Source organism: Pseudomonas sp. GYB4201 (genome assembly GCF_056312595.1).
The window spans coordinates 1-19,157 of the sequence record NZ_JBWGIG010000004.1 but is presented as its reverse complement, the minus strand read 5'-3'; the positions used below and the strand labels follow the sequence as shown (position 1 = coordinate 19,157).

The window sequence follows — 19,157 nt, the reverse complement described above, 5'->3', positions numbered from 1 at the left end:
TTCATTAGGAGTTTCACGATGGAAATGCTGAAGTTTGGTAAGTTTGCTGCGCTGGCTCTGGCCATGGCCGTAGCTGTAGGTTGCTCTTCGAAAGGCGGCGACAACGCTGGTCAAGCAGCTGTTGACCCTAACGCTGGTTACGGCGCAAACACCGGTGCCGTTGATGGCTCCCTGAGCGAAGAAGCTGCTCTGCGCGCAATCACCACCTTCTACTTCGAATACGACAGCTCGGACCTGAAACCAGAAGCCATGCGCGCTCTGGACGTCCACGCTAAAGACCTGAAAGCCAATGGCGCTCACGTCGTACTGGAAGGCAACACCGACGAACGCGGTACCCGCGAGTACAACATGGCTCTGGGCGAGCGTCGTGCGAAAGCCGTTCAACGCTACCTGGTCCTGCAAGGCGTTTCGCCAGCTCAGCTGGAAATCGTTTCGTACGGCGAAGAGCGTCCAGTTGCAACTGGCAACGACGAGCAGTCGTGGGCTCAGAACCGTCGCGTCGAACTGCGTAAGTAATTCGATATGCGAACGTGCCGCCGTGCTGTAACTATTCTGGCTCTTGCCCTGCCACTCGTGGCCTGGGCAGAGGTTCCTGTGGTTGATGGTGATGGTACCAACGGTACCAGCAGTACTCCGCCATCGGGTTATGGCACGAGCGGCGCCTACGCTGATGCCGGGGCGCAAGCCCCGGTTTCCGCGCAGGGCCAGCTGTTCATGCAGCTGCAACAAATGCAGGAAGACATCGCGCGTCTGCGCGGACAGGTCGAAGTCCAGCAAAACGATATCCAGCAGCTGAAACAGCAGAGCCTGGAGCGTTATCAGGATCTCGATCGTCGCATTGGAACCGGCACTGCACCTGCAGCCGCCGCACCTTCCGAGAATTCTCCAGCCGGTGGCGATATCAACGCCGCTGGTTCGCCGGTACCTCCGTCAGCCGCCCAGGCGCCTGCCGCAAGCACCGAGCCGGGTGACCCGGCAAAAGAAAAGTTGTACTACGATGCCGCCTTCGACCTGATCAAGGCCAAGGACTTCGACAAGGCCAGCCTGGCGTTCGCCGCCTTTCTGCGCAAATACCCCAACAGTCAGTACGCGGGCAACGCCCAGTACTGGCTGGGTGAGGTGAACCTGGCCAAGGGCGACCTGCAAGGCGCCGGCCAGGCCTTCGCCAAGGTCAGCCAGCTGTACCCGAAACACGCCAAGGTGCCTGATTCGCTGTACAAGCTGGCCGATGTCGAGCGCCGCCTGGGTCATACTGACCGGGTCAAGGGCATCCTTCAGCAGGTTGTCAGCCAGTACCCTGGCACTTCCGCTGCGCAATTGGCCCAGCGCGACTTGCAGAAAATGTAACCTGGCACTGCCAACTTGAAGAAACCCGCGCTTGCCGCGGGTTTTTTCGTTAGAATTGTTGCCCTTTTATTCGAACACGCTTCCCTGAACTACGCGTTTGCGGGTTCATCGAAGTGCCCAACGGAGGCGGTCAGCCTGTTTAGCTGTCACGCCCGTGGACCCTATGCAAGACACACTACGCATTACCGAAGTCTTCTACTCGCTGCAGGGGGAGACTCGTACGGCGGGCCTGCCCACGGTTTTCGTGCGCCTGACCGGCTGCCCCCTGCGCTGCCAGTACTGTGACAGCGCCTACGCCTTCACCGGCGGCACCATTCGCACCCTCGATTCGCTGATGGAGCAGGTGGCCGGCTTCAAGCCGCGCTACGTCTGTGTCACCGGCGGCGAACCGCTGGCCCAGCCCAACGCCATTCCGTTGATCGCGCAGCTGTGCGACGCCGGCTATGAAGTGTCGGTGGAAACCAGCGGCGCCCTGGACATCTCCAAGGTCGACACCCGCGCCAGCCGCGTGCTGGACCTCAAGACCCCGGCATCGGAAGAGTCGCACCGCAACCGCTACGAGAACATCGAACTGCTGACCCCCAATGACCAGGTCAAGTTCGTGATCTGCTCGCGGGACGACTACGATTGGGCGGTCTCCAAGCTGATCCAGTACGGCCTCGACCGTCGTGTCAGCGATGTGCTGTTCTCGCCGAGCAAGGGCCAACTGAACGCTACCGACCTCGCCGACTGGATCGTCGCCGACAACCTGCCGGTACGCTTCCAGGTGCAACTGCATAAACTGCTGTGGAACGACGAACCCGGCCGCTGATTACTGTTGAACGTGGATGCGATATCGACTCGTAGCCGCTGCCGCCAGGCTGCGCTGGCCCTGAGCCTCACTGAGAATCTCCACCGCCCCCTTCGGCAGCGGCTACAGCGAATTGGCCACACGACTTCACTTCAAGGACACCAGACATGACTGACAAAAAAGCGGTAATCCTGCTCTCCGGCGGCCTGGACTCGGCCACTGTCGTCGCCATGGCCAAGGCCGAGGGCTACAGCGTCTACACCATGAGCTTCGACTACGGCCAGCGCCACCGCGCCGAGCTGGACGCCGCCGCCCGCGTCGCCAAGGACCTGGGTGCAGTGGAGCACAAGGTCATCGGCCTGAACCTCAATGGCATTGGTGGCTCCGCCCTGACCGACAGCAGCATCGACGTGCCCGAGGCGCCCACGGAAGGCATTCCTGTCACCTACGTGCCGGCGCGCAACACCGTGTTCCTGTCCCTGGCCCTGGGCTGGGCGGAAGTGCTGGGTGCCCGTGACATCTTCATCGGCGTCAACGCCGTGGACTACTCCGGCTACCCGGACTGCCGTCCCGAGTTCGTCGAGGCGTTCGAGCGCATGGCCAACCTGGCCACCAAGGCTGGCGTGGAAGGGCAGGGCTTCACCATCCAGGCGCCGCTGCAGAACCTCAGCAAGGCCGATATCGTCAAGGCCGGCATCGCTCGTGGCGTGGACTACAGCCTGACCGTTTCCTGCTACCAGGCGGACGACCAGGGCCGTGCCTGTGGGAAATGTGACAGCTGCCGCCTGCGCGCCGAAGGCTTCGCCGCGGCCGGTGTCAGCGACCCAACCAGATATTTTTGATCTTTTTTCAAATTAGGTATTGAATTCTCGTTATAAATCAGTATTATACGCACCACAACACAGCGGGTCGTTAGCTCAGTTGGTAGAGCAGTTGGCTTTTAACCAATTGGTCGTAGGTTCGAGTCCCACACGACCCACCATATGCAAGAAGAAAAAAGCCGGAAAGCACCCAGTGCTCTCCGGCTTTTTTTCGTCCTCGATTTTGTCGCGGGGCAATCAGTGAAAAAAAACCTTGAATTCGCGCCATAAACCAGTAATATGCGCACCCCAACACAGCGGGTCGTTAGCTCAGTTGGTAGAGCAGTTGGCTTTTAACCAATTGGTCGTAGGTTCGAGTCCCACACGACCCACCATATGCAAGAAGAAAAAAGCCGGAAAGCACTCAGTGCTCTCCGGCTTTTTTTCGTCCTGGTTTTTTGCCCTGCCAGGCTAGGGCATCGAGGGCTGGCTGATGTGCTCGGCCAGGTAGTCGATCAGCGCCCGGCACTTGGGTGGCAGGTAGCGGTTGGGCGGGTACAGGATCCAGGCCCTGCCGTGGTAGGTGGTCTCGTAGCGCCAGTCGCTCAGCACCTCCACGATCTGCTGGTTCGCCAGCGCCTGGGCAGCGGTGAAGTACGGCAGGCAACCCACGCCCAGGTTGGCCAGCACCGCGTTGAGGCGTACCTCGCTGTGGTTGCTGACGAAGCGGCCCTTGACGTTCACCGTGACCTTTTCGCCGCTGGGCCCATGGCGCAGCTGCCAGCGGTTGTCGCTCGGGGTCTCGCCCAGGTAGATGCAACTGTGGCGCGCCAGGTCGTCGGGGTGCTGTGGCGTGCCGGCCTGGGCCAGGTAGTGCTCGGTGGCGCACAGCACGTGGTGCACGTCCAGCAGCGGCCGGGCTGCCAGGCCCAGGGGCGGGGTGTCGGTGATGCGGATCAGCAGGTCGAAGTCGTCGCTGATCAGGGCGCTGGGCTGGTCGCTGAGCATCAACTGCACGTCCACCTGTGGGTACAAGCGCAGGAATTGCGGAATCAACGGGCTGATGATGATCTTGCCCAGCGCCTTGGGCGCGCTGACCTTGATCAGCCCTTGGGGGCTGCTGACAAAGCGTTCGGCTATTTCCTGCACGGCGCGCGCCGAATCCACCATCTCCTGGCAGCGGGCGAACACCTGGGTGCCGACCTCGGTGAGGCGCAGCTTGCGGGTCGTGCGTTCCAACAGCTTGACGCTGAGTGCGCTTTCCAGGGTCGCGATCTGCCGGCTTACCGCCGAGGCCGTCAGGCCTATCTGTTCGGCCGCCGCAGAGAAACTGCCCAGCTCAACCACCTTCACAAACACCGACATATACGGCATCAGCCGATTGGTTGATTCGTTCTCGTGGCGCAAAACTGTTGTCCCCAAAGGTGGGCTAATAGCCAGCCACCGGGCCATCGATAATCCGCGGGCACTCGCTGCATTCCCACTGATTGGCCCAAGGAGAGCCCGCTGCATGACCCGAGAAATGGATGTTCGAAGCCTGGACGACCTGGCGTTTGTCGCCGAGCGCACGCCCCATGTGCTGACCCTGTTCAGCGGTGGCCTGGACAGCAGCTACCTGCTGTACCACCTGTCGAAACTGGACTGCAAGGTCACTGCACTGGCAGTGGATCTGGATGAAGGGGCAGATTACGCGGAACTGGAACGCATCACAAATTTCTTCGGGGCCACGCTGATGGTGGTCGATGGGCGCTCTGCGTTCGTCGAACAGGCGGTGTTGCCGGCCATCCAGGCCCAGGCGCAGTACCTGGGCATGTACCCGGTCAGCTCGTCGCTGTCACGTCCGATCATTGCCCGCTTCGCGGTGGAGACCGCGCACAAGCTGGGTTGTGGCGCACTGCTGCACACTGCCAACCAGTCGCAGAACAGCCTGCGCCGCCTCAACGGTGCCATCAAGCAGTTGGGCTACACCGGGTTTACCGGCAGCCCGTACGAATATTCGGCGCTGAGCCGCCAGGAAAAGGTGGCGCAACTGAGCGAGGCCGGCTTGAGCGGCTTTCAGGCCCGGGGCATGAGCGGCGACGCCAACCTGTGGGTGCGCGAGTACGAGTCGGGCAGCCTGGACAACCCGGAAGACTTCAAGGTTTCGCCCGACATCTACCGCTGGACTCGTCCTCGCCAGCCCCGCGAGGTCGACCAGCTGGAAATCGAATTCCGCGGCGGCCGGCCGTTTGCCTTGAACGGGCAGATCCTGCCGCTGATCGAGCTGATCCATCAGGTCAACCACCTGGCCGGCTGTTTCCAGATTGGCCGCTACAGCGGGCTTGAGCACCTGGAAGGCGGCGAGAAGGTGCTGGAAGTGCGCGAGGCACCTGCCGCGGCCATCCTGCTGCAGGCGTATCGCACCCTTGAAACCGCGGTGCTGGACGCCGAGCTGATCCGCGAGAAGATCAGCCTCGAACAGGTGTGGGTGCGCGAGGCCATCGAAGGTCGCTGGTATGGCGCCTTGCATGGCGCGGCCAGCGCGTTCATCGCGCAAACGGCTACCGCGGTGACCGGCAAGGTCACCCTGCAGCTCAGCGAGGGCAGTGCGCAATTGGCCGCCATCAAGGCCCCTGCGGCGCTGTACCTGACCGACCGCGACCAATGGGAAAAGGACATTGCCAGGGAGCGCGGCAGCCGCAGCCTCGCCGAGCAGCATGGCCGCCGCCCTCTGCGGGGCGCCAGCGTGGCAGAAGGAGTGCACCCATGAGCCTCGTCTGTGCCGACATCGAGCTGGATGCGCCTGCCGTGCAGTCGATCAGCGACGACATCAAGAAGCAGGGCTGGGCGTACCGGGACGGCGACGGCCTGGCCCGGCACTTCAACCTTGACGCCGAGAGCTGGGCCGAATTCGCCGGCTATTGGGACGGCCTGGTGCTGGACGAGTACATGGCCGACCGCGGCACCTACCGCTACCGCCGCTACAGCGAGTTTGACTTCAGGGACGGTGGCAGCCTGCACAAGCTGCCCCACGCACCCTACGAGCAGGCCAGGTACATCAATACCCTCAACGGCGGCGTGGCGCGGCATTTCCTGCCGCTGGAACAAGGCATGGTCGAGCATCCGTTCTTCAACGCCTTGCTCAGCGGCATGGCACGGATCTTCGACGCTGCCGAAGGCACCACCTGCGACTGGAACATCCGCCTGCACCCGTATCGCATCGTCAGCAATGACGAGGAGCAGGGCAAGCCGACGCCCGAGGGCCGCCACCGTGACGGCGTGGACTACATCGTCATGCTGCTGATTCGTCGGGTGGGTATCACGGGCGGCACGACACGGGTGTCCACGCCGCTGAACAAGACGCTGTGCGAAGTAACGCTGGCCAATGGCCTGGACATGATCCTGGGTGACGACCACCAGATCATGCACGAAGTGTCCCCCATCAATAGCCTGGAAATCGGGCGCCAGGGCCATCGCGACGCGCTGGTCATTGCCTTTACCCGCAAGGGGAGCTGAACATGTCTCTATCGAAAATGCGCATCGCCGAAATCATGCTGCTGCTGGTGGCCTGCATCTGGGGCACCAGCTACGGGGTGGCCAAGGGCGCCCTGGTGTTCTACCCGGTGATGGGCTTCCTGTGCGTGCGCTTCATCATGACCTTCGTGCTGCTGTTGCCGGCGCTGCGCGGCCACCTGAAAACCGCGCTGCTGCCAGGGCTGGCGCTGGGCACCATCCTGCTGGGGATCTTCCTCAGCGAGACCTATGGCGTGCACCTGACCACCGCCAGTAACGCGGCCTTCCTGATCAGCATGTGCGTGGTGCTGACGCCGCTGGTGGAGTGGGCGGTGTTCCGCCGCAGGCCCAGCGCCGAGGCCATTGGCATTGCGTGCCTGTCGGTGGTGGGGGCGATGATGCTGACGGGCGCGTCCCAGGTGGAAATGAACACCGGCGACTGGCTGATGATTGTCGCGGCGGTCCTGCGCGCGTTCATGGTCTGCTCCACCAAGTACCTGCTGCAGAACGTCAAGGTGCCAGCGCTGGCGCTGACCGCGGTGCAGGTCGGGGTGGTGGGGTTTGGCAGCCTGCTGATCCTGTTGGTGACCACCGGCGGCGTACCGGCGCTGCCCACTGAATGGTCGTTCTGGACGGCCACGGTGTACCTGGTGTTGTTCTGCACGCTGTTCGCCTTCTTCGCCCAGAACTATGCGCTGCAACACGCCAGCCCCACCCGTGCGTCCCTGCTGATGGGCTCCGAGCCGCTGTTCGGGGCCTGCTTCGCGGTGCTATGGCTCAACGAGCAACTGACCCCGCTGGCCTGGTGTGGTGGTGGCCTGATCCTGATCGCAGCGCTGGTAGGCGGGCGCCCGGAGAAGGTCGTCAAGGCGCCGGCAGTGGCCTGAGCCGGCTCATCCACACGACAGGTGCAGCACGCTGGCATCGGTGATTGCCGCCTGCCAGGTGTAGCGGCAGCGGTGGCGGTCGACCTGTTGCTGCAAGGGCGCGTCCAGGCCGCTGGGGTTGTGCGCCAGGTCCAGGGGCGGGCCCAGCAGGTAGGCGGTGGTGGCGGGGCCCGGGTCGGCGGCGTCGGTGAAAAACCGATGCCTTGCCAGCGCCGGGTCCAGCTCGCGGTAGCGCGACACCGCCGCGGCGGCCCAGCCTTGCACCAGGATATTGCTCGGCGGCAGGCTCGCCAGCCATTCATACACGCCGGGCGCGCGGGACAGCCGGTAGGCACTATGTTCGGCGAACGGCCAGCCTTGCAGCATCAGCACCCCGGCCAGGGTCCAGGCCAGCAGCTTGGGCAGCCGCCCCGGTTGCCCCAGCAGCTGGGCGATTACCAGGGCGTCGATCACCAGGCTCATTGCAACCAGCCATAGCCATTGCCGGGGGGTGCCCAACGGCAGCAGGCCCGTGGCGTGGGTGAACAGCAGCACGCACAGGGCCAGCACGAACGCCCGGTTCAGGCTGCGCGCCAGGCCCTGGCCGAAACCTGCCAGCACTCCCAGGTGGGCGGCCAGCGAAATCACCAGCAGGGGCAGGCCATAGGCGCCCATGGCGGCAGCCAGGGCGTCGGTGTCGGCCAGGTTGTGTGGCTGCATGTAGCGCCAGGACAACAACGCGCTCAGCAGCCACAGGCCGCCCTCGATCCGCCGGCCCGCCTGGCTGGCGGCAACCGCCAGCATCAACAGCAGGCCGCTGCTCAGCGCCAGCAGGTGGAAAGTCAGTTCGGGGAACAGCACTGGGCTGCCCAGGCAGTGGCCTGCCAGGCCTACGGCCAGCAACCAGCGCGCGCCGCGCCAGGGCGCCAGCAGTTGGCCCAGCGCGGCGGCCAGCAGCACGGCGATCGCCAGCGCCCACAGGCGCAGGGAAACCACCGAGAACGGCAGGCCGCTGCCCAGCGGGGCGAAACACAGGCACAGGTAGAGCAAAGCCAGCAGCCCGGGCGCTGCGAAGGCGCGGGCCGGAAGGAAGGCGTTCATGATGCAGTTCCTCATGCCAGGCCGCCTGTAGCAGCGGCCACCAGGCCGCGTCCGGGCGCGCCGCTGGCCTCGATTTTCGGCGTGACGCCTCGGACGCCGCCTGCGGCAGCTGCTACGGGCCACGCGACCTGTAGCAGCGGCCGCGAGGCCGCGTCCGGGGGCGCCGCTGGCCGCGATTTCGGCGTGACGCCTCGGACGCCGCCTGCGGCAGCTGCTACGGGATACGCGACCTGTAGCAGCGGCCGCGAGGCCGCGTCCGGGGGCGCCGTTGGCGTCGATTTTCGGCGTGACGTGCCGCGGGCCACGCGACCTGTAGCAGCGGCCGCGAGGCCGCGTCCGGGGGCACCACTGGCGTCGATTCGGGCTACGCGACCTGTACGGGGGGCGGCGTTACGTGGGGTCGTAGCGCCCCAGGCAGGCGCGTACCAGCACCGCCAGCACGGCCAGGTTGCCGCGCACGCGGCTGATCTTGGTCGGCACCTCGCCCTTGGGGTAACGGCGCACCGTGGGCAGTTCGATGCAGCTGTAGCCCAGGCGCGGCGCCTTGTAGGACAGGTACGCCAGCAGTTCGTAGGTCATGAACACATCGCGAAAGATCGCCACCCTGGGGTCGCTCAACAGCTGCCGGCTGTAGGCCCGGAAGCCCTGGGTGGTGTCGGTCCAGGCGAAGCCCGAGGCCCAGCTGAGCAGCGGTGCATGGATGAAACGGATGGCCAGGTCCCGCGCGGCCGGGGTGTTCTCGGCCACGCCCCCGGCGATGAAGCGTGACGCCTGGACGAAATCCGCGCCGTGGCGCAAGGCCTGGATGAAGTCGGGAATGGCCTGGGGGTCGTCCTTGTCGTTGCCATCGATGGTCACCACGCCCTCGTAGCCCTGGTCCAGGGCGAAGGCGTAGGCGCAGCGCAACTGGGCGCTGAGCTGGCCCGGCCCGGTCTTGACCAGCAGCCCGCGCACCCGCGTGGCCTGCAGCAGCCCTGGCGACAGCGAACCGTCCTGGCTGCCACCGTCGACGATGATGATGTCGGCCAGGCGATCCAGGGCCAGGTTGGCCATGCGCTCCAGCAGCCGTCGAATCCGTGGGCCTTCGTTGATCACCGGGATCACCACGCACCAGGCGTGCTGACGCCCCAGCCACAGCGGCGTGTCGAAGCGCGGCACCTGCCGCGGCGCCAGGTCGGCGGGGATCAGTTCAGCTGAACTCATGGGGTGGATCTCCTGTACTACTCAGGCCACGCGCGCGGTAATCAGCGCCACGCCGGCAATCACCAGAAAGACCCCGGCACCGGTGGTCCAATGAAAAGGCTCGCGCAGGAACAGCACCGAGGACAGCGCCACGGTGGCCACCGCGCCGGCCGTCAACACCGGGTGCGCCACGTTCAGCGGCAGGCGTGCCAGGGCTGCGGCATACAGCAGGAAGGCGCTGCCATACAGCGCCAGGCCCAGCCAGAACGGCCAGTTGGCCAGCGCTTGCAGCGGCTCGGCCAGGGACGGAAAGCGCCGCGGAGGCATCATCGCCATCTTCACCAGCACGCTGGCCGAGGCGTTGGACAGGATGCCCAGGATCAGAATCGCCCATTTCATGCGCTCACCCCGTTTCCCATGTGGCGGTAATGACGGCTCGCCGCCAGCAGCGCGCGCTCGATCGCCGGCAGCGGTGGCGCGCCGGCTTGGGTCAGCATCTCGATGGTCACCACGTGCCCGGGCAGGTGAGTGCGCAAGGCCTGGCGCATCCGCGCGTGGTCGGTAGTGCCATCGCCCAGGGGCAGCAGGTGTGGTTCGCTGGCGTGCACATGGCCGATCAGGTCGGCGCAGTCGTGCAGCACCTGCGCCGGGTCCTCGCCGTTGAGGGTCAGCGCCCCGGTGTCCAGTTGCATGCGGATGGCGCCGTGGGCCACGCGCCGCACCACGCGCGCGGTCTCGGCGCTGGTGAGCATGAAGTTGGCGCCGTAGCAGGCGGGGTTCGGTTCCAGGCAGATGATCACCCCGTGGTCGTGGGCGATATCCCCCAGGCGGCAGAAGAAGTCGCAGGCAATCTCTAGGCTCTGCTGGTCGTCCAGGCCGCTGCGGTCGCGGTTCTTCGGCGAACCGAAGACCAGGCGCCTGGCGCCCAGCCCTGCGGCGATGCGGCAGACCGCCGCCAGGTGCAACAGCATCGCTGCCTGGCTGTCGCGCCCGCCGAACAGGTTCAGGCCCTGGGTGCCGAACAGCAGCGATTGCATGCCGGTGATCTGCACGCCACGGGCGCGCCACCAGCGGCGTACCTGGGCGATCTGGGCTTCGCTGGTGCGCGCCGGGTCGGCAAAGTACTTGCCGGGCGCCACGTCGATGGCATCCACCTGCAGGCGCTGCAACAACAGGCTGACGGCGTTGTCGTGGGGGCGGTCCCAGGCGATGTTGGAGATGGCCAGCCTCATGGGCATGCCTCGCTCGCCACCAGGGACGGCTCGGATTGCGCATAGGCGCGCACGGCCAGCAGGGTATCGCGGGCGCTGTAGGGGTAGGGGCCGTTGGCGCCGAACAGCTGCGCGTGGCGGCTGCGCAGGTCGTAGCGGGCGGGCGGCGGCGGCAGGTGCTGCTCCAGCGCGCGGCCAAAGCCTTGCCACGCCAGGTCCGCCACGCTGATGGGCGCCGCGCACAGGTGCACCAGCGACAGCCCGGCCTGCAACGCCACCTGGATGTCGTGCCAGAGGTTGACCATGGGGTAGAACTGGAACACCCCGCGGCTGTCCACGGCCGCCAGGTTGTTGTCGTGCCGCAGGTCGTACACCACGTTCTTGCGCAGCCCTGGCCCGACCAGGCCGGGCAGGCGCACGATCAGGTGGCGGGGAAAGTGCCCGGCCACGAAGGTCTCCAGGCGCCGCCGATGCAGGCCGTAGGGCTGCAGGCCCTGCTCGTCCACCGGGCTGCCTTCATCCACGCCAATGGGATGGGCGAACACATCCACGGTGCTGATCAGCACGAACACCTTGCAGCGCACGGTGCACAGGTGGTGGATCAAGGTATCGATCGCCCGCAGGTCGCCTGCGGGATCGCGGTTCGCCAGCCACTTCTGCGCCGGGGCGCCGGCGCACACCAGGGTGTCGAATTGCTCATGCTCGATATCGGCGATGGTGGTGGAGCGGTAGCAGGCGTCGAACCGGGCCTGGCGCAGCAAGGTGGAACCGACGAAACCGGTGTGGCCGATCAGCCCGTGGCGGGTGCTGTTCATGGAGTGCCTCGGCAGTTGAGGTGAAGAAGTTCGGCATCGGTGACGCTGAGCACCGAGGTGTAGCTGCAGTGGTAGCGGTCCAGGGCGCGCTGCATCAGCTTGCCTACCCCGGTCTCGCCGGGCTGCAGGTCCAGGTGCGAGGTGAGGAAGTACACCGAGTCGCCGGGGCGCTCGGCGAACAGGCGGTCGACGTCGGCGGCCATGGCCACCATCTCCTGGTCGGGGTCGCGGCGGTGGGTGCTCTCGTCGAGGCTGGTGATGAAGCGCTGCTGGTTCAGGCCGGGGTCGATCAACCGGTAGTATTCCAGCGACGGCTCGGCATTGGGGTGCACCAGGATATCGCTGGGCGGCATGCCGGAGATGTACTGGTACAGGCGGTTGTTGTCGGTGTACTGGTAGTTCTCGCCTTCCAGGTTGTTGTAGCAGGCCTTGGCGGCCTGCAGCCCCAGCACCGCGAACAGCGCCCAGCCCAGCACTTTCAGGCCAAGGCGGGGGCTGGCGCTGAAGCGGACAATGGCGAAGGTGGAAATCACCAGGCTCAGGGGCACCAGCCAGATCACGTGGCGCGGGTAGACGGCAGGATAGAAGCCCGCCACCTTGCCCACCAACACCACCACGACCAGGGCGCAGAAGAACTGGTTCACCCGGTACAGGTAGTCGCGCTGGCCGTACCTGAGCAGGGCCAGGCTGGCCACCACCGAGACCGTCATCAGCGCCTTGCCGTAGGCGCCCAGCAACGCGCGCACCACGTCCTTCAGGGCATCCAGGTGGCTGCTGGCGGCGTAGCTGTTGTAGTTGCCCAACTGGTACATGGTCAGGTACTTCATGTACAGGTACGACAGCGCCACGCAGGCGCTGGCCAGCAGGAAACCGCCGATCTTGTAGCCGCGCTGGCGGCCGTCGTCGCGGGTCACGAACCACAGGCAGGCGTAGGCCAGCAGGCCGCCGGCGATGATCAGCGTGGAGAACCCCAGCAGGCTGACCAGCGCGGCCACCAGCAGCGTCCAGTAGATGTCCTGGTGCTCCTCGGCCTCGCGGATCGCCAGGATGGCGAGGAAGCTGCCGCTCATTTCCAGGAAGTAGAACTTGAGCTCGGTGAAGTGGAAACCGGTGGAAAACGAGTTGCCAATCAGCGCCACCAGGAACACGAACAACCCCCAGCGCTGCTGGCGAAACAGCAGCGCCACCGGCGCCACCAGCAACAGCGACAGCCCCAGCACCGACAGGCGCAGGGCACGGATGTCGTAATGGAACACCGCCGTCATCGCCTTGAAGAACACCGACGCCAGCACCGGCTCCGCCTGGTCGTAATAGGGCAGGGGCGCGGCGAAATCGGCCGGGTTATCGATGGCGATGATGTTCTTCAGCAGCATCGCCTCGTCCAGCCACACCGAGCGGCTCGCCAGGGTCAGGAAGATGCTCGCCAGCACCAGCAGGGCCAGCAGGGTGCACACCCTGGGCAGGTCAAAGTATTTCGTCATCGAGCTTCTCCAGCACGTCGTAGAGGTTGTCGATCTTGCCGCCCAGCACCGAGTAGCAGCCGTGCAACGTGGCGTGCCGCTCGAACAGGATTGGCCGGCCGTCGTCACCTTCGTTGCGTTGCAGCACGGTCTTGACCTCGTACAGCGAGTCCACCGGCCGGGCGTCGAACACCGCCGGGATGTAGCGCCCCACGTCACGCACCATGCGTTCCACGCGGCTCATGGCCTGGTAGTCGTGCAGCTTGCCGTAGGGGTCCAGCCCGGCCTGGTCCTGCCAGTGCAAATGCGGGGTGAAGCGCACGTGGGACAGGGTGTGCAGCCCGCGCGCGGGGAACGGCATCAATGAGAAGAACGGCCCGTCCATCACCGTGATGCCCAACCCGGCCAGCGCCGGTGGCATGGCCATCAGCGCCATTTCAGTGATTTCCTGCTTGAGCCCGGTGCTCACCCCGGGAAAGTCCCCGCCCAGTTGATTGGTGCCGCTGTAGGTGCAGTTGAATACGTAGCGGCAGCGCACGCTGCTGCCGGTGCCGCCGTGGTGGTGCAAGTGCACGCGCAGAGCCGGCCCGGGCTGGCGCTCAATGGCGGTGGCGCGGGTGCGGTAGTGCACCTGCACGGCCTGGCGCTGCAGTTCGTGCAGCGCCCAATCGGCCAGGTGGCGGGTGTCGAAGGCGTACTCCTGCACCTTGAACACCTGCTCGATCAGGCGCGGCTCGAACAGCCCGCGCAGGTGCGCCGGCGCCGGCTCGATGGCTGCGCCGATGTCGTGGCAGAAGCGTTCGAACTGGCGCGCAGTGACCTTGGAATTCTGCCGGGCGATGGCGTACAGCTTGGTGAAGTCCTGCCGGACCGCGCCAGGCCAGTCCTGCACGAAGCGCGGCAGGTTGATCCGGCTGCGGTAGGCAGTGGTGTAGCTGCGCGGGTAGTGATAGCCGTTGTGCACCCGCGCCTGGTTGTTGTACGAGGCGCGCTGCATCAGCGCTGCCTCGCGCTCCACCAGCAGCACGCGCTTGAGGCCGCGCTGGGCCGCCAGGTACACGGCGATGGCCGAACCGTAGAAACCGCCGCCGATGACCACCGCATCGAACGCCTCGTCGTCGCCCGCCATCAGGAAAACCGTCCGCTGACGACCACGGTGCTCTCGGTGGGGCCGGCCACGGCTTCCTCGATGTTCAGGTGGTCGCGGCGGGTCATGCGCGCGCTGGTGAATTCCTGCGCCACGTGGCACACGGGCCCCTGCTGGGCGGCCCCGGCCATGTTCATCAGGTACTCGCCCAGCACCATCAGCACCAGGGATATCAGGAAAAACATGCCCGACTGCTGCAACGACAGGCTCACCCACCCCGGGGCGACGTCGGCCTTGAAAAAGCCGATGCCCACCACGTACACGCAATACATCAGGTTGGTCACCGCGCCGAACAACGACAAGGCGGTGACCACGCGCATGGGCGCGCGGGTGGTGGACAGCAACAGGCCCACGCCGCGGTCGACGTTGTCGCGCAGGCGCTTGCGCCGCTGGGGCCTGGGCGGTTCGCTGTAGCGCAGGTTGGCACGGGCGAAGCCGCCGGTGGCCGGCAGGTGGCGGTAGCCGATCACCGGCTTGGGGTGCTGCAGGATGAAGTTGATGACTTCCCGGGACATCAATCGATAGGGCGGCGCTTCCCGGGCCAGGTTGATGCCGTTGAAGCGCTGGTACCACCAGTGGAACGCCCGGAACGCCAGGCGGTAGAGCGGGCCCTGGCGCGGTCGCTGCTCGTTGTAGACGAACACCACGTCGGCGCCCTGGCGCGCCTGGTCCAACAGGTGGGGCAGGTAGTGAATGTCATCGGTCATGGGGTCGATCACCGCCACGTGGTCGCCCAGGGCGTTCTCTACCCCCACCCACGAGGCGGTGTCCAGGTCCACCTCCTTGGTCAGGGCGTAGACCTGCAGGTTGGCGATACCGGCCTCGGCCGTCAGGGTCTTGAGCATGGCGATGCTGGCGTCCGTGGAGGCGTTGTCGACCACGATCAGCTCGTAGTCGCGCACCATGGCGCTGACCACGGCGGTGGCGTCCAGCAGCAAGGTTTCGAGTGCGTCGGCGTGGTTGCGCACGACAAACACCACCGACAGGAAGCTTGGGGCCTGGGCCATGATGGAGGTTCTCTTTTCGACAGGACGACGAAAACAGCCCGGGGAATGGGCTGGGCGAAGGCAGAGTGGGGGTGACGCAGGCGAAGGGCGAAGCAGGCGAAGGGCGAAGCAGGCAAGCTACCGCCATGGCAACCCACGACGCGCAGCGGCGGGGGAGTGCCCGGGCGCCTGTCATGGGCGTAACTCGGCAGGGCAGGGAGCCCTCGGATAAACATCCTGTTACAACCGAGGCTAGCGCAAGTGGCGGGCCCTTGGCTACAGGGGCAAGATGAAAAGTGCCAGGCTGCTGCCACCATCCGTCGTCAGCGGTAACCCAGGGGGCCCGCACCCGGTAAAAAAATCTTTGGAAATCACATCATTGGCTGTAGCCTTCCCCGGCCCGGCGGTTTGTACCACCAGGGAAACAACGCCCAGGCTCGCGTAAGCCCGGGTGGTATACTCGACTTTCGCGCACAAGCGCCTGCAGGTCTTGACAATAATGACGCAGATTTCCGAACGCCTTCTGGTCCAGGCCCACCTCGATGCCAAGCAGCCCAAGCCGCTGACAGCCGAGCAGGAAGCCGACTACCGTGCCGCCATCGCCGCCGAGCTCAAGGCTCAGGACGCCGTGCTGGTCGCGCATTTCTACTGTGACCCGGTGATCCAGGCCCTGGCCGAGGAAACCGGCGGTTGCGTGTCCGACTCCCTGGAAATGGCCCGCTTCGGCAATAACCATCCGGCCAAGACCGTGGTGGTGGCCGGCGTGCGTTTCATGGGCGAGACGGCGAAAATCCTTACCCCGGAAAAGCGCGTGCTGATGCCCACGCTGGACGCTACCTGTTCGTTGGACCTGGGTTGCCCGGTGGAGGATTTCTCGGCGTTCTGCGACCAGCACCCCGAGCGCACCGTGGTGGTGTACGCCAACACCTCGGCTGCCGTGAAGGCGCGCGCCGACTGGGTGGTGACCTCCAGCTGCGCGCTGGAAATCGTCGAAAGCCTGATGGACAACGGCGAGACCATCATCTGGGGGCCGGACAAGCACCTGGGCCGCTACATCCAGAAAAAGACCGGCGCCGACATGCTGCTGTGGGACGGTTCGTGCATCGTTCACGAAGAGTTCAAGTGGCGCCAGTTGGCCGACATGAAGGCCCTGTACCCGGACGCCGCCATCCTGGTGCACCCCGAGTCGCCGGAATCGGTGATCGAACTGGCCGACGCGGTGGGTTCCACCAGCCAGCTGATCGCCGCTGCCCAGAGCCTGCCGAACAAGACCTTCATCGTCGCCACCGACCGCGGCATCTTCTACAAGATGCAGCAGCTGTGCCCGGACAAGATCTTCGTCGAAGCCCCCACTGCCGGCAACGGCGCCGCCTGCCGCAGCTGCGCGCACTGCCCGTGGATGGCCATGAACACCCTGGAGCGCACGCTGACGGCGCTGCGCGAGGGCCGCAACGAGATCTTCGTCGACCCGGCGCTGATTCCCCAGGCCATCCGGCCGCTCAAGCGCATGCTCGACTTCACCCAGGCCGCGCGGATGAAACTGTCCGGCAACGCCTAAGCCCGGCTGGGTACGCCCGTCGCCACCGGCGCCGGGCTGGTCAGCCGCTTGTTCCAGTCCAGCCACTGCGCCAGGGCCAGCATCAGGCCCAGGCCCGCCAACGCGGTGGCGACCTGCATGGGCAGGCGGTCATCGCCCAGCGCATTGGCCATGTCGGCCAGCGGCGCCAGCAGCACGCTCAGGCAGAAGATCTCCAGCGAATAGCGGCCCATCATCGCCACCCTCTGCACCAGCCAGTGCTGCACCCACGCACCGTCCGGCACCAGTTTGCCCACGCAATAGGCCAGCGCCAGGAAGTGCAGCAGGCGCACCGGCGCCAGGTTGGTCTTGCTGATGGGGTACAGGCGCTCGGCGATCCAGGTGGGCATGAAGGCGTCGTGCAGCGCCGGCCACTTCCAGCTCAGGGCGACCACCGCGCTGACGCCCAGCGCAATGGCGCAGGCCATGAACAGCGGCTGCTGGCGCAGCGGCCGGGTATCAGCTACCTGCGGCGCCTGGGCGTGCAGGGCCGCGGCGCCACCCAGCACGAACAGCGCCTGCCAGGCATAGGGGTTGAAATACCACAGGCCGTTGCCGTGGGCGGGAATGTTCCAGCCAAACCACTGGGTCAGGCCATACACCGCCAGCGACACGCCTACCGCGTGCCCCGTGTGCTTGATCAGCACCGGCAGCACCAGCGGCAGCCCCGCCAGCAACACGATGTACAACGGCAGCGGGTCCATCAGGTTGGGCTTGAAGCGCAGCAGCAGTTCATCCACCAGCGCCTGCTGGGGGTTGAGGATGAAGTAGTTGAGGTTCATCTCCTGGATCATGTCGCGGGTCTCGACATGGCTGTTGGCGACGAAAATGATGCCCATCAGCAGCACCAGCAGGAAGATGTGCACGATGTACAGCACCCAGGCGCGACGCAGGATGCGCACCGTGGCGATCAGGTAGCCGCTGCGCAGGGCGATCTTGCCGTAGGCCAGCACCGCCGCGTAGCCGGCCAGGAACACGAAGATCTCCGCCGCGTCGCTGAAGCCGAAATTGCGCGCGGTGAAGTTGGCGAGCGGGTTTTGCGGTATGTGATCCCAGAAAATGAAGATCAACGCCAGCCCTCGATAGAAGTCGATGCGGTGGTCGCGGCGGGTGATCATGATGAGTGGCCTTGAACGAAAGGTGATGGAATAAGGATAGGCATTCGGCAGGCAGGTTCCGCGTGAAGCATGACGACCGATCAGCGGCGGGGAGGGTCGCGTTTTTTGCCGGCGAATGCAAAACCGGGTTATTACCGAATGTCACAAAAGCGTCGCAAAACGAATGTTTGCATCACCCATTCACTAACCTGATGGTGCATGAGCCTGGCCGCTTCCTTCACTAGACTGGCCTCTACCATTCAAGGAACACAGGGCATTGGCTATGCACAATCGCATGATGATCACTGGCGCCGGCTCGGGCCTGGGCCGCGAGATCGCACTTCGTTGGGCCCGCGAGGGCTGGCACCTGGCGCTGGCTGACGTCAACGAGGCGGGCCTGGCAGAAACGCTGAAGCTGGTGCGCGAGGCGGGTGGCGACGGCTTCGTGCAGCGCTGCGACGTGCGCGACTACAGCCAGCTCACGGCCCTGGCCCAGGCCTGCGAAGAGAAACTGGGCGGCATCGACGTCATCGTCAACAACGCCGGCGTGGCGTCGGGCGGCTTCTTCAGCGAGCTGCAGCTGGAAGACTGGGACTGGCAGATCGCAATCAACCTCATGGGCGTGGTCAAGGGCTGCAAGGCCTTCCTGCCGCTGCTGGAGAAGAGCAAGGGCACGATCATCAACATCGCCTCCATGGCAGCCCTGATGCAGGGGCCGGCCATGAGCAACTACAACGTCGCCAAGGCGGGCGTGGTGGCGCTGTCGGAAAGCCTGCTGGTGGAACTGCGCCAGCAGGAAGTGGGGGTGCACGTGGTGTGCCCATCCTTCTTCCAGACCAATCTGCTCGACTCGTTCCGCGGGCCTACCCCGGCCATGAAGGTGCAGGTGGGCAAGCTGCTGGAAAGCTCGCCGATCACCGCGGCCGACATTGCCGATTACGTCTACCAGCAGGTGGCGCAGGGCGTGTTCATGATCCTGCCCCATGAGCAGGGGCGCCAGGCCTGGGCGTTGAAGCAGCAGAACCCGCAGGCGCTGTACGACGAGATGGCGAGCATGGCGGAGAAAATGCGCGCCAAGGCGCGGCAGGGCTCGTAACCACGGCGCTATCCTGAGTATCCTTGAAAAGCCCGGGCCAGACGCCTGGGCTTTTTTCTACCCGGTGTCCCGTCCTGAATAAGGTTTACACCTTCTGACCAATCCTCAGGAGGAATCAATGGATTCAGGCAAAAGGCGGAGTCAGCGCGATTACACGCTAGCCTTTAAATTGTCGGTCGTAGACCAGGTCG

General features: G+C 65.2%; 19 protein-coding genes and 2 tRNA genes. 11 read left to right on the top strand and 10 right to left on the bottom strand.

Features of this window, described 5'->3' with window-relative positions:
• The first annotated feature begins 18 nt into the window (after positions 1 to 18).
• The 6 genes from pal (at position 19) to AC0Z2B_RS04795 (ending at position 3,332) form a co-directional block, all read left to right on the top strand.
• The gene (gene pal, locus AC0Z2B_RS04820) at positions 19 to 516 is read left to right on the top strand and encodes a peptidoglycan-associated lipoprotein Pal (RefSeq protein ID WP_027978757.1); all 498 of its coding nucleotides are present in this window, start codon (positions 19 to 21) and stop codon (positions 514 to 516) included.
• Between the two features lie 6 nt (positions 517 to 522).
• Positions 523 to 1,347: a tol-pal system protein YbgF gene (gene ybgF / locus AC0Z2B_RS04815; protein ID WP_416426291.1), complete on the top strand. Its 825-nt coding sequence runs from the start codon at positions 523 to 525 to the stop codon at positions 1,345 to 1,347.
• A gap of 163 nt (positions 1,348 to 1,510) precedes the next feature.
• A complete protein-coding gene (gene queE, locus AC0Z2B_RS04810) occupies positions 1,511 to 2,158 on the top strand; it encodes a 7-carboxy-7-deazaguanine synthase QueE (RefSeq protein WP_416426289.1) in 648 nt (215 codons plus the stop codon).
• 146 nt (positions 2,159 to 2,304) lie between these two features.
• Positions 2,305 to 2,979, top strand: a complete 675-nt coding sequence (gene queC, locus AC0Z2B_RS04805) for a 7-cyano-7-deazaguanine synthase QueC (protein WP_027978755.1) — start codon at positions 2,305 to 2,307, stop codon at positions 2,977 to 2,979.
• A 64-nt stretch (positions 2,980 to 3,043) separates the two neighbouring features.
• A tRNA-Lys gene (locus AC0Z2B_RS04800) sits at positions 3,044 to 3,119 on the top strand.
• Positions 3,120 to 3,256: 137 nt separating this feature from the next.
• Positions 3,257 to 3,332 (top strand) — tRNA-Lys (locus tag AC0Z2B_RS04795).
• A 76-nt stretch (positions 3,333 to 3,408) separates the two neighbouring features.
• Here AC0Z2B_RS04795 and AC0Z2B_RS04790 read toward each other — a convergent pair.
• Positions 3,409 to 4,302, bottom strand: coding sequence for a LysR family transcriptional regulator (locus tag AC0Z2B_RS04790; protein WP_416426288.1), 894 nt, complete (start codon positions 4,300 to 4,302; stop codon positions 3,409 to 3,411).
• Between the two features lie 145 nt (positions 4,303 to 4,447).
• Between AC0Z2B_RS04790 and AC0Z2B_RS04785 the strand changes: the two genes are divergently transcribed.
• Genes AC0Z2B_RS04785 through AC0Z2B_RS04775 form a run of 3 tightly spaced genes read left to right on the top strand, consistent with a single transcriptional unit; the run spans position 4,448 to position 7,316 of the window.
• Entirely contained in the window at positions 4,448 to 5,686 is a 1,239-nt protein-coding gene (locus AC0Z2B_RS04785) for an argininosuccinate synthase-related protein (protein WP_476295377.1), read from the top strand.
• Positions 5,683 to 6,432 (top strand): 2OG-Fe dioxygenase family protein, encoded by a 750-nt coding sequence (locus tag AC0Z2B_RS04780; RefSeq protein WP_473004136.1) that lies wholly within the window; start codon positions 5,683 to 5,685, stop codon positions 6,430 to 6,432. Before AC0Z2B_RS04785 ends, AC0Z2B_RS04780 begins: the two co-directional genes overlap by 4 nt.
• Before the next feature lie 2 nt (positions 6,433 to 6,434).
• On the top strand, positions 6,435 to 7,316 hold the full coding sequence (locus AC0Z2B_RS04775; RefSeq protein ID WP_416426285.1) for a DMT family transporter: 882 nt from the start codon (positions 6,435 to 6,437) through the stop codon (positions 7,314 to 7,316).
• Positions 7,317 to 7,322: 6 nt separating this feature from the next.
• Here the strand turns inward: AC0Z2B_RS04775 and AC0Z2B_RS04770 are convergent, their stop codons facing one another.
• The 8 genes from AC0Z2B_RS04770 to AC0Z2B_RS04735 form a co-directional block, all read right to left on the bottom strand.
• Positions 7,323 to 8,396 carry a hypothetical protein gene (locus AC0Z2B_RS04770; protein WP_476295376.1) on the bottom strand — a complete coding sequence of 358 codons (1,074 nt, stop codon included), beginning with the start codon at positions 8,394 to 8,396 and terminating at the stop codon, positions 7,323 to 7,325.
• A 390-nt stretch (positions 8,397 to 8,786) separates the two neighbouring features.
• The gene (locus AC0Z2B_RS04765; RefSeq protein WP_476295375.1) at positions 8,787 to 9,599 is read right to left on the bottom strand and encodes a glycosyltransferase family 2 protein; all 813 of its coding nucleotides are present in this window, start codon (positions 9,597 to 9,599) and stop codon (positions 8,787 to 8,789) included.
• 21 nt (positions 9,600 to 9,620) lie between these two features.
• Positions 9,621 to 9,977 (bottom strand): EamA family transporter, encoded by a 357-nt coding sequence (locus AC0Z2B_RS04760; protein WP_416426281.1) that lies wholly within the window; start codon positions 9,975 to 9,977, stop codon positions 9,621 to 9,623.
• The gene (locus tag AC0Z2B_RS04755; protein ID WP_416426280.1) at positions 9,974 to 10,816 is read right to left on the bottom strand and encodes a sugar phosphate isomerase/epimerase family protein; all 843 of its coding nucleotides are present in this window, start codon (positions 10,814 to 10,816) and stop codon (positions 9,974 to 9,976) included. Before AC0Z2B_RS04755 ends, AC0Z2B_RS04760 begins: the two co-directional genes overlap by 4 nt.
• Positions 10,807 to 11,604 (bottom strand): NAD-dependent epimerase/dehydratase family protein, encoded by a 798-nt coding sequence (locus tag AC0Z2B_RS04750; protein WP_476295374.1) that lies wholly within the window; start codon positions 11,602 to 11,604, stop codon positions 10,807 to 10,809. The genes AC0Z2B_RS04755 and AC0Z2B_RS04750 overlap by 10 nt, the downstream gene beginning before the upstream one ends.
• Complete coding sequence (locus AC0Z2B_RS04745) at positions 11,601 to 13,085, bottom strand: hypothetical protein (protein WP_476295373.1); 1,485 nt, start codon at positions 13,083 to 13,085, stop codon at positions 11,601 to 11,603. Before AC0Z2B_RS04745 ends, AC0Z2B_RS04750 begins: the two co-directional genes overlap by 4 nt.
• On the bottom strand, positions 13,069 to 14,193 hold the full coding sequence (locus AC0Z2B_RS04740; protein WP_476295372.1) for an NAD(P)/FAD-dependent oxidoreductase: 1,125 nt from the start codon (positions 14,191 to 14,193) through the stop codon (positions 13,069 to 13,071). The genes AC0Z2B_RS04745 and AC0Z2B_RS04740 overlap by 17 nt, the downstream gene beginning before the upstream one ends.
• Positions 14,193 to 15,218, bottom strand: a complete 1,026-nt coding sequence (locus tag AC0Z2B_RS04735; RefSeq protein WP_476295371.1) for a glycosyltransferase — start codon at positions 15,216 to 15,218, stop codon at positions 14,193 to 14,195. The genes AC0Z2B_RS04740 and AC0Z2B_RS04735 overlap by 1 nt, the downstream gene beginning before the upstream one ends.
• Before the next feature lie 478 nt (positions 15,219 to 15,696).
• Between AC0Z2B_RS04735 and nadA the strand changes: the two genes are divergently transcribed.
• Positions 15,697 to 16,755, top strand: a complete 1,059-nt coding sequence (gene nadA, locus AC0Z2B_RS04730) for a quinolinate synthase NadA (protein ID WP_476295370.1) — start codon at positions 15,697 to 15,699, stop codon at positions 16,753 to 16,755.
• On the opposite strand, the gene AC0Z2B_RS04725 is transcribed toward nadA, so the two are convergent.
• Positions 16,752 to 17,891 (bottom strand): OpgC family protein, encoded by a 1,140-nt coding sequence (locus AC0Z2B_RS04725; protein ID WP_476295369.1) that lies wholly within the window; start codon positions 17,889 to 17,891, stop codon positions 16,752 to 16,754. The genes nadA and AC0Z2B_RS04725 overlap by 4 nt on opposite strands.
• Positions 17,892 to 18,153: 262 nt before the next feature.
• Here AC0Z2B_RS04725 and AC0Z2B_RS04720 point away from each other — a divergent pair, with 262 nt between their 5' ends.
• Positions 18,154 to 18,966: an SDR family oxidoreductase gene (locus AC0Z2B_RS04720; protein WP_476295565.1), complete on the top strand. Its 813-nt coding sequence runs from the start codon at positions 18,154 to 18,156 to the stop codon at positions 18,964 to 18,966.
• Positions 18,967 to 19,157: the final 191 nt, after the last annotated feature.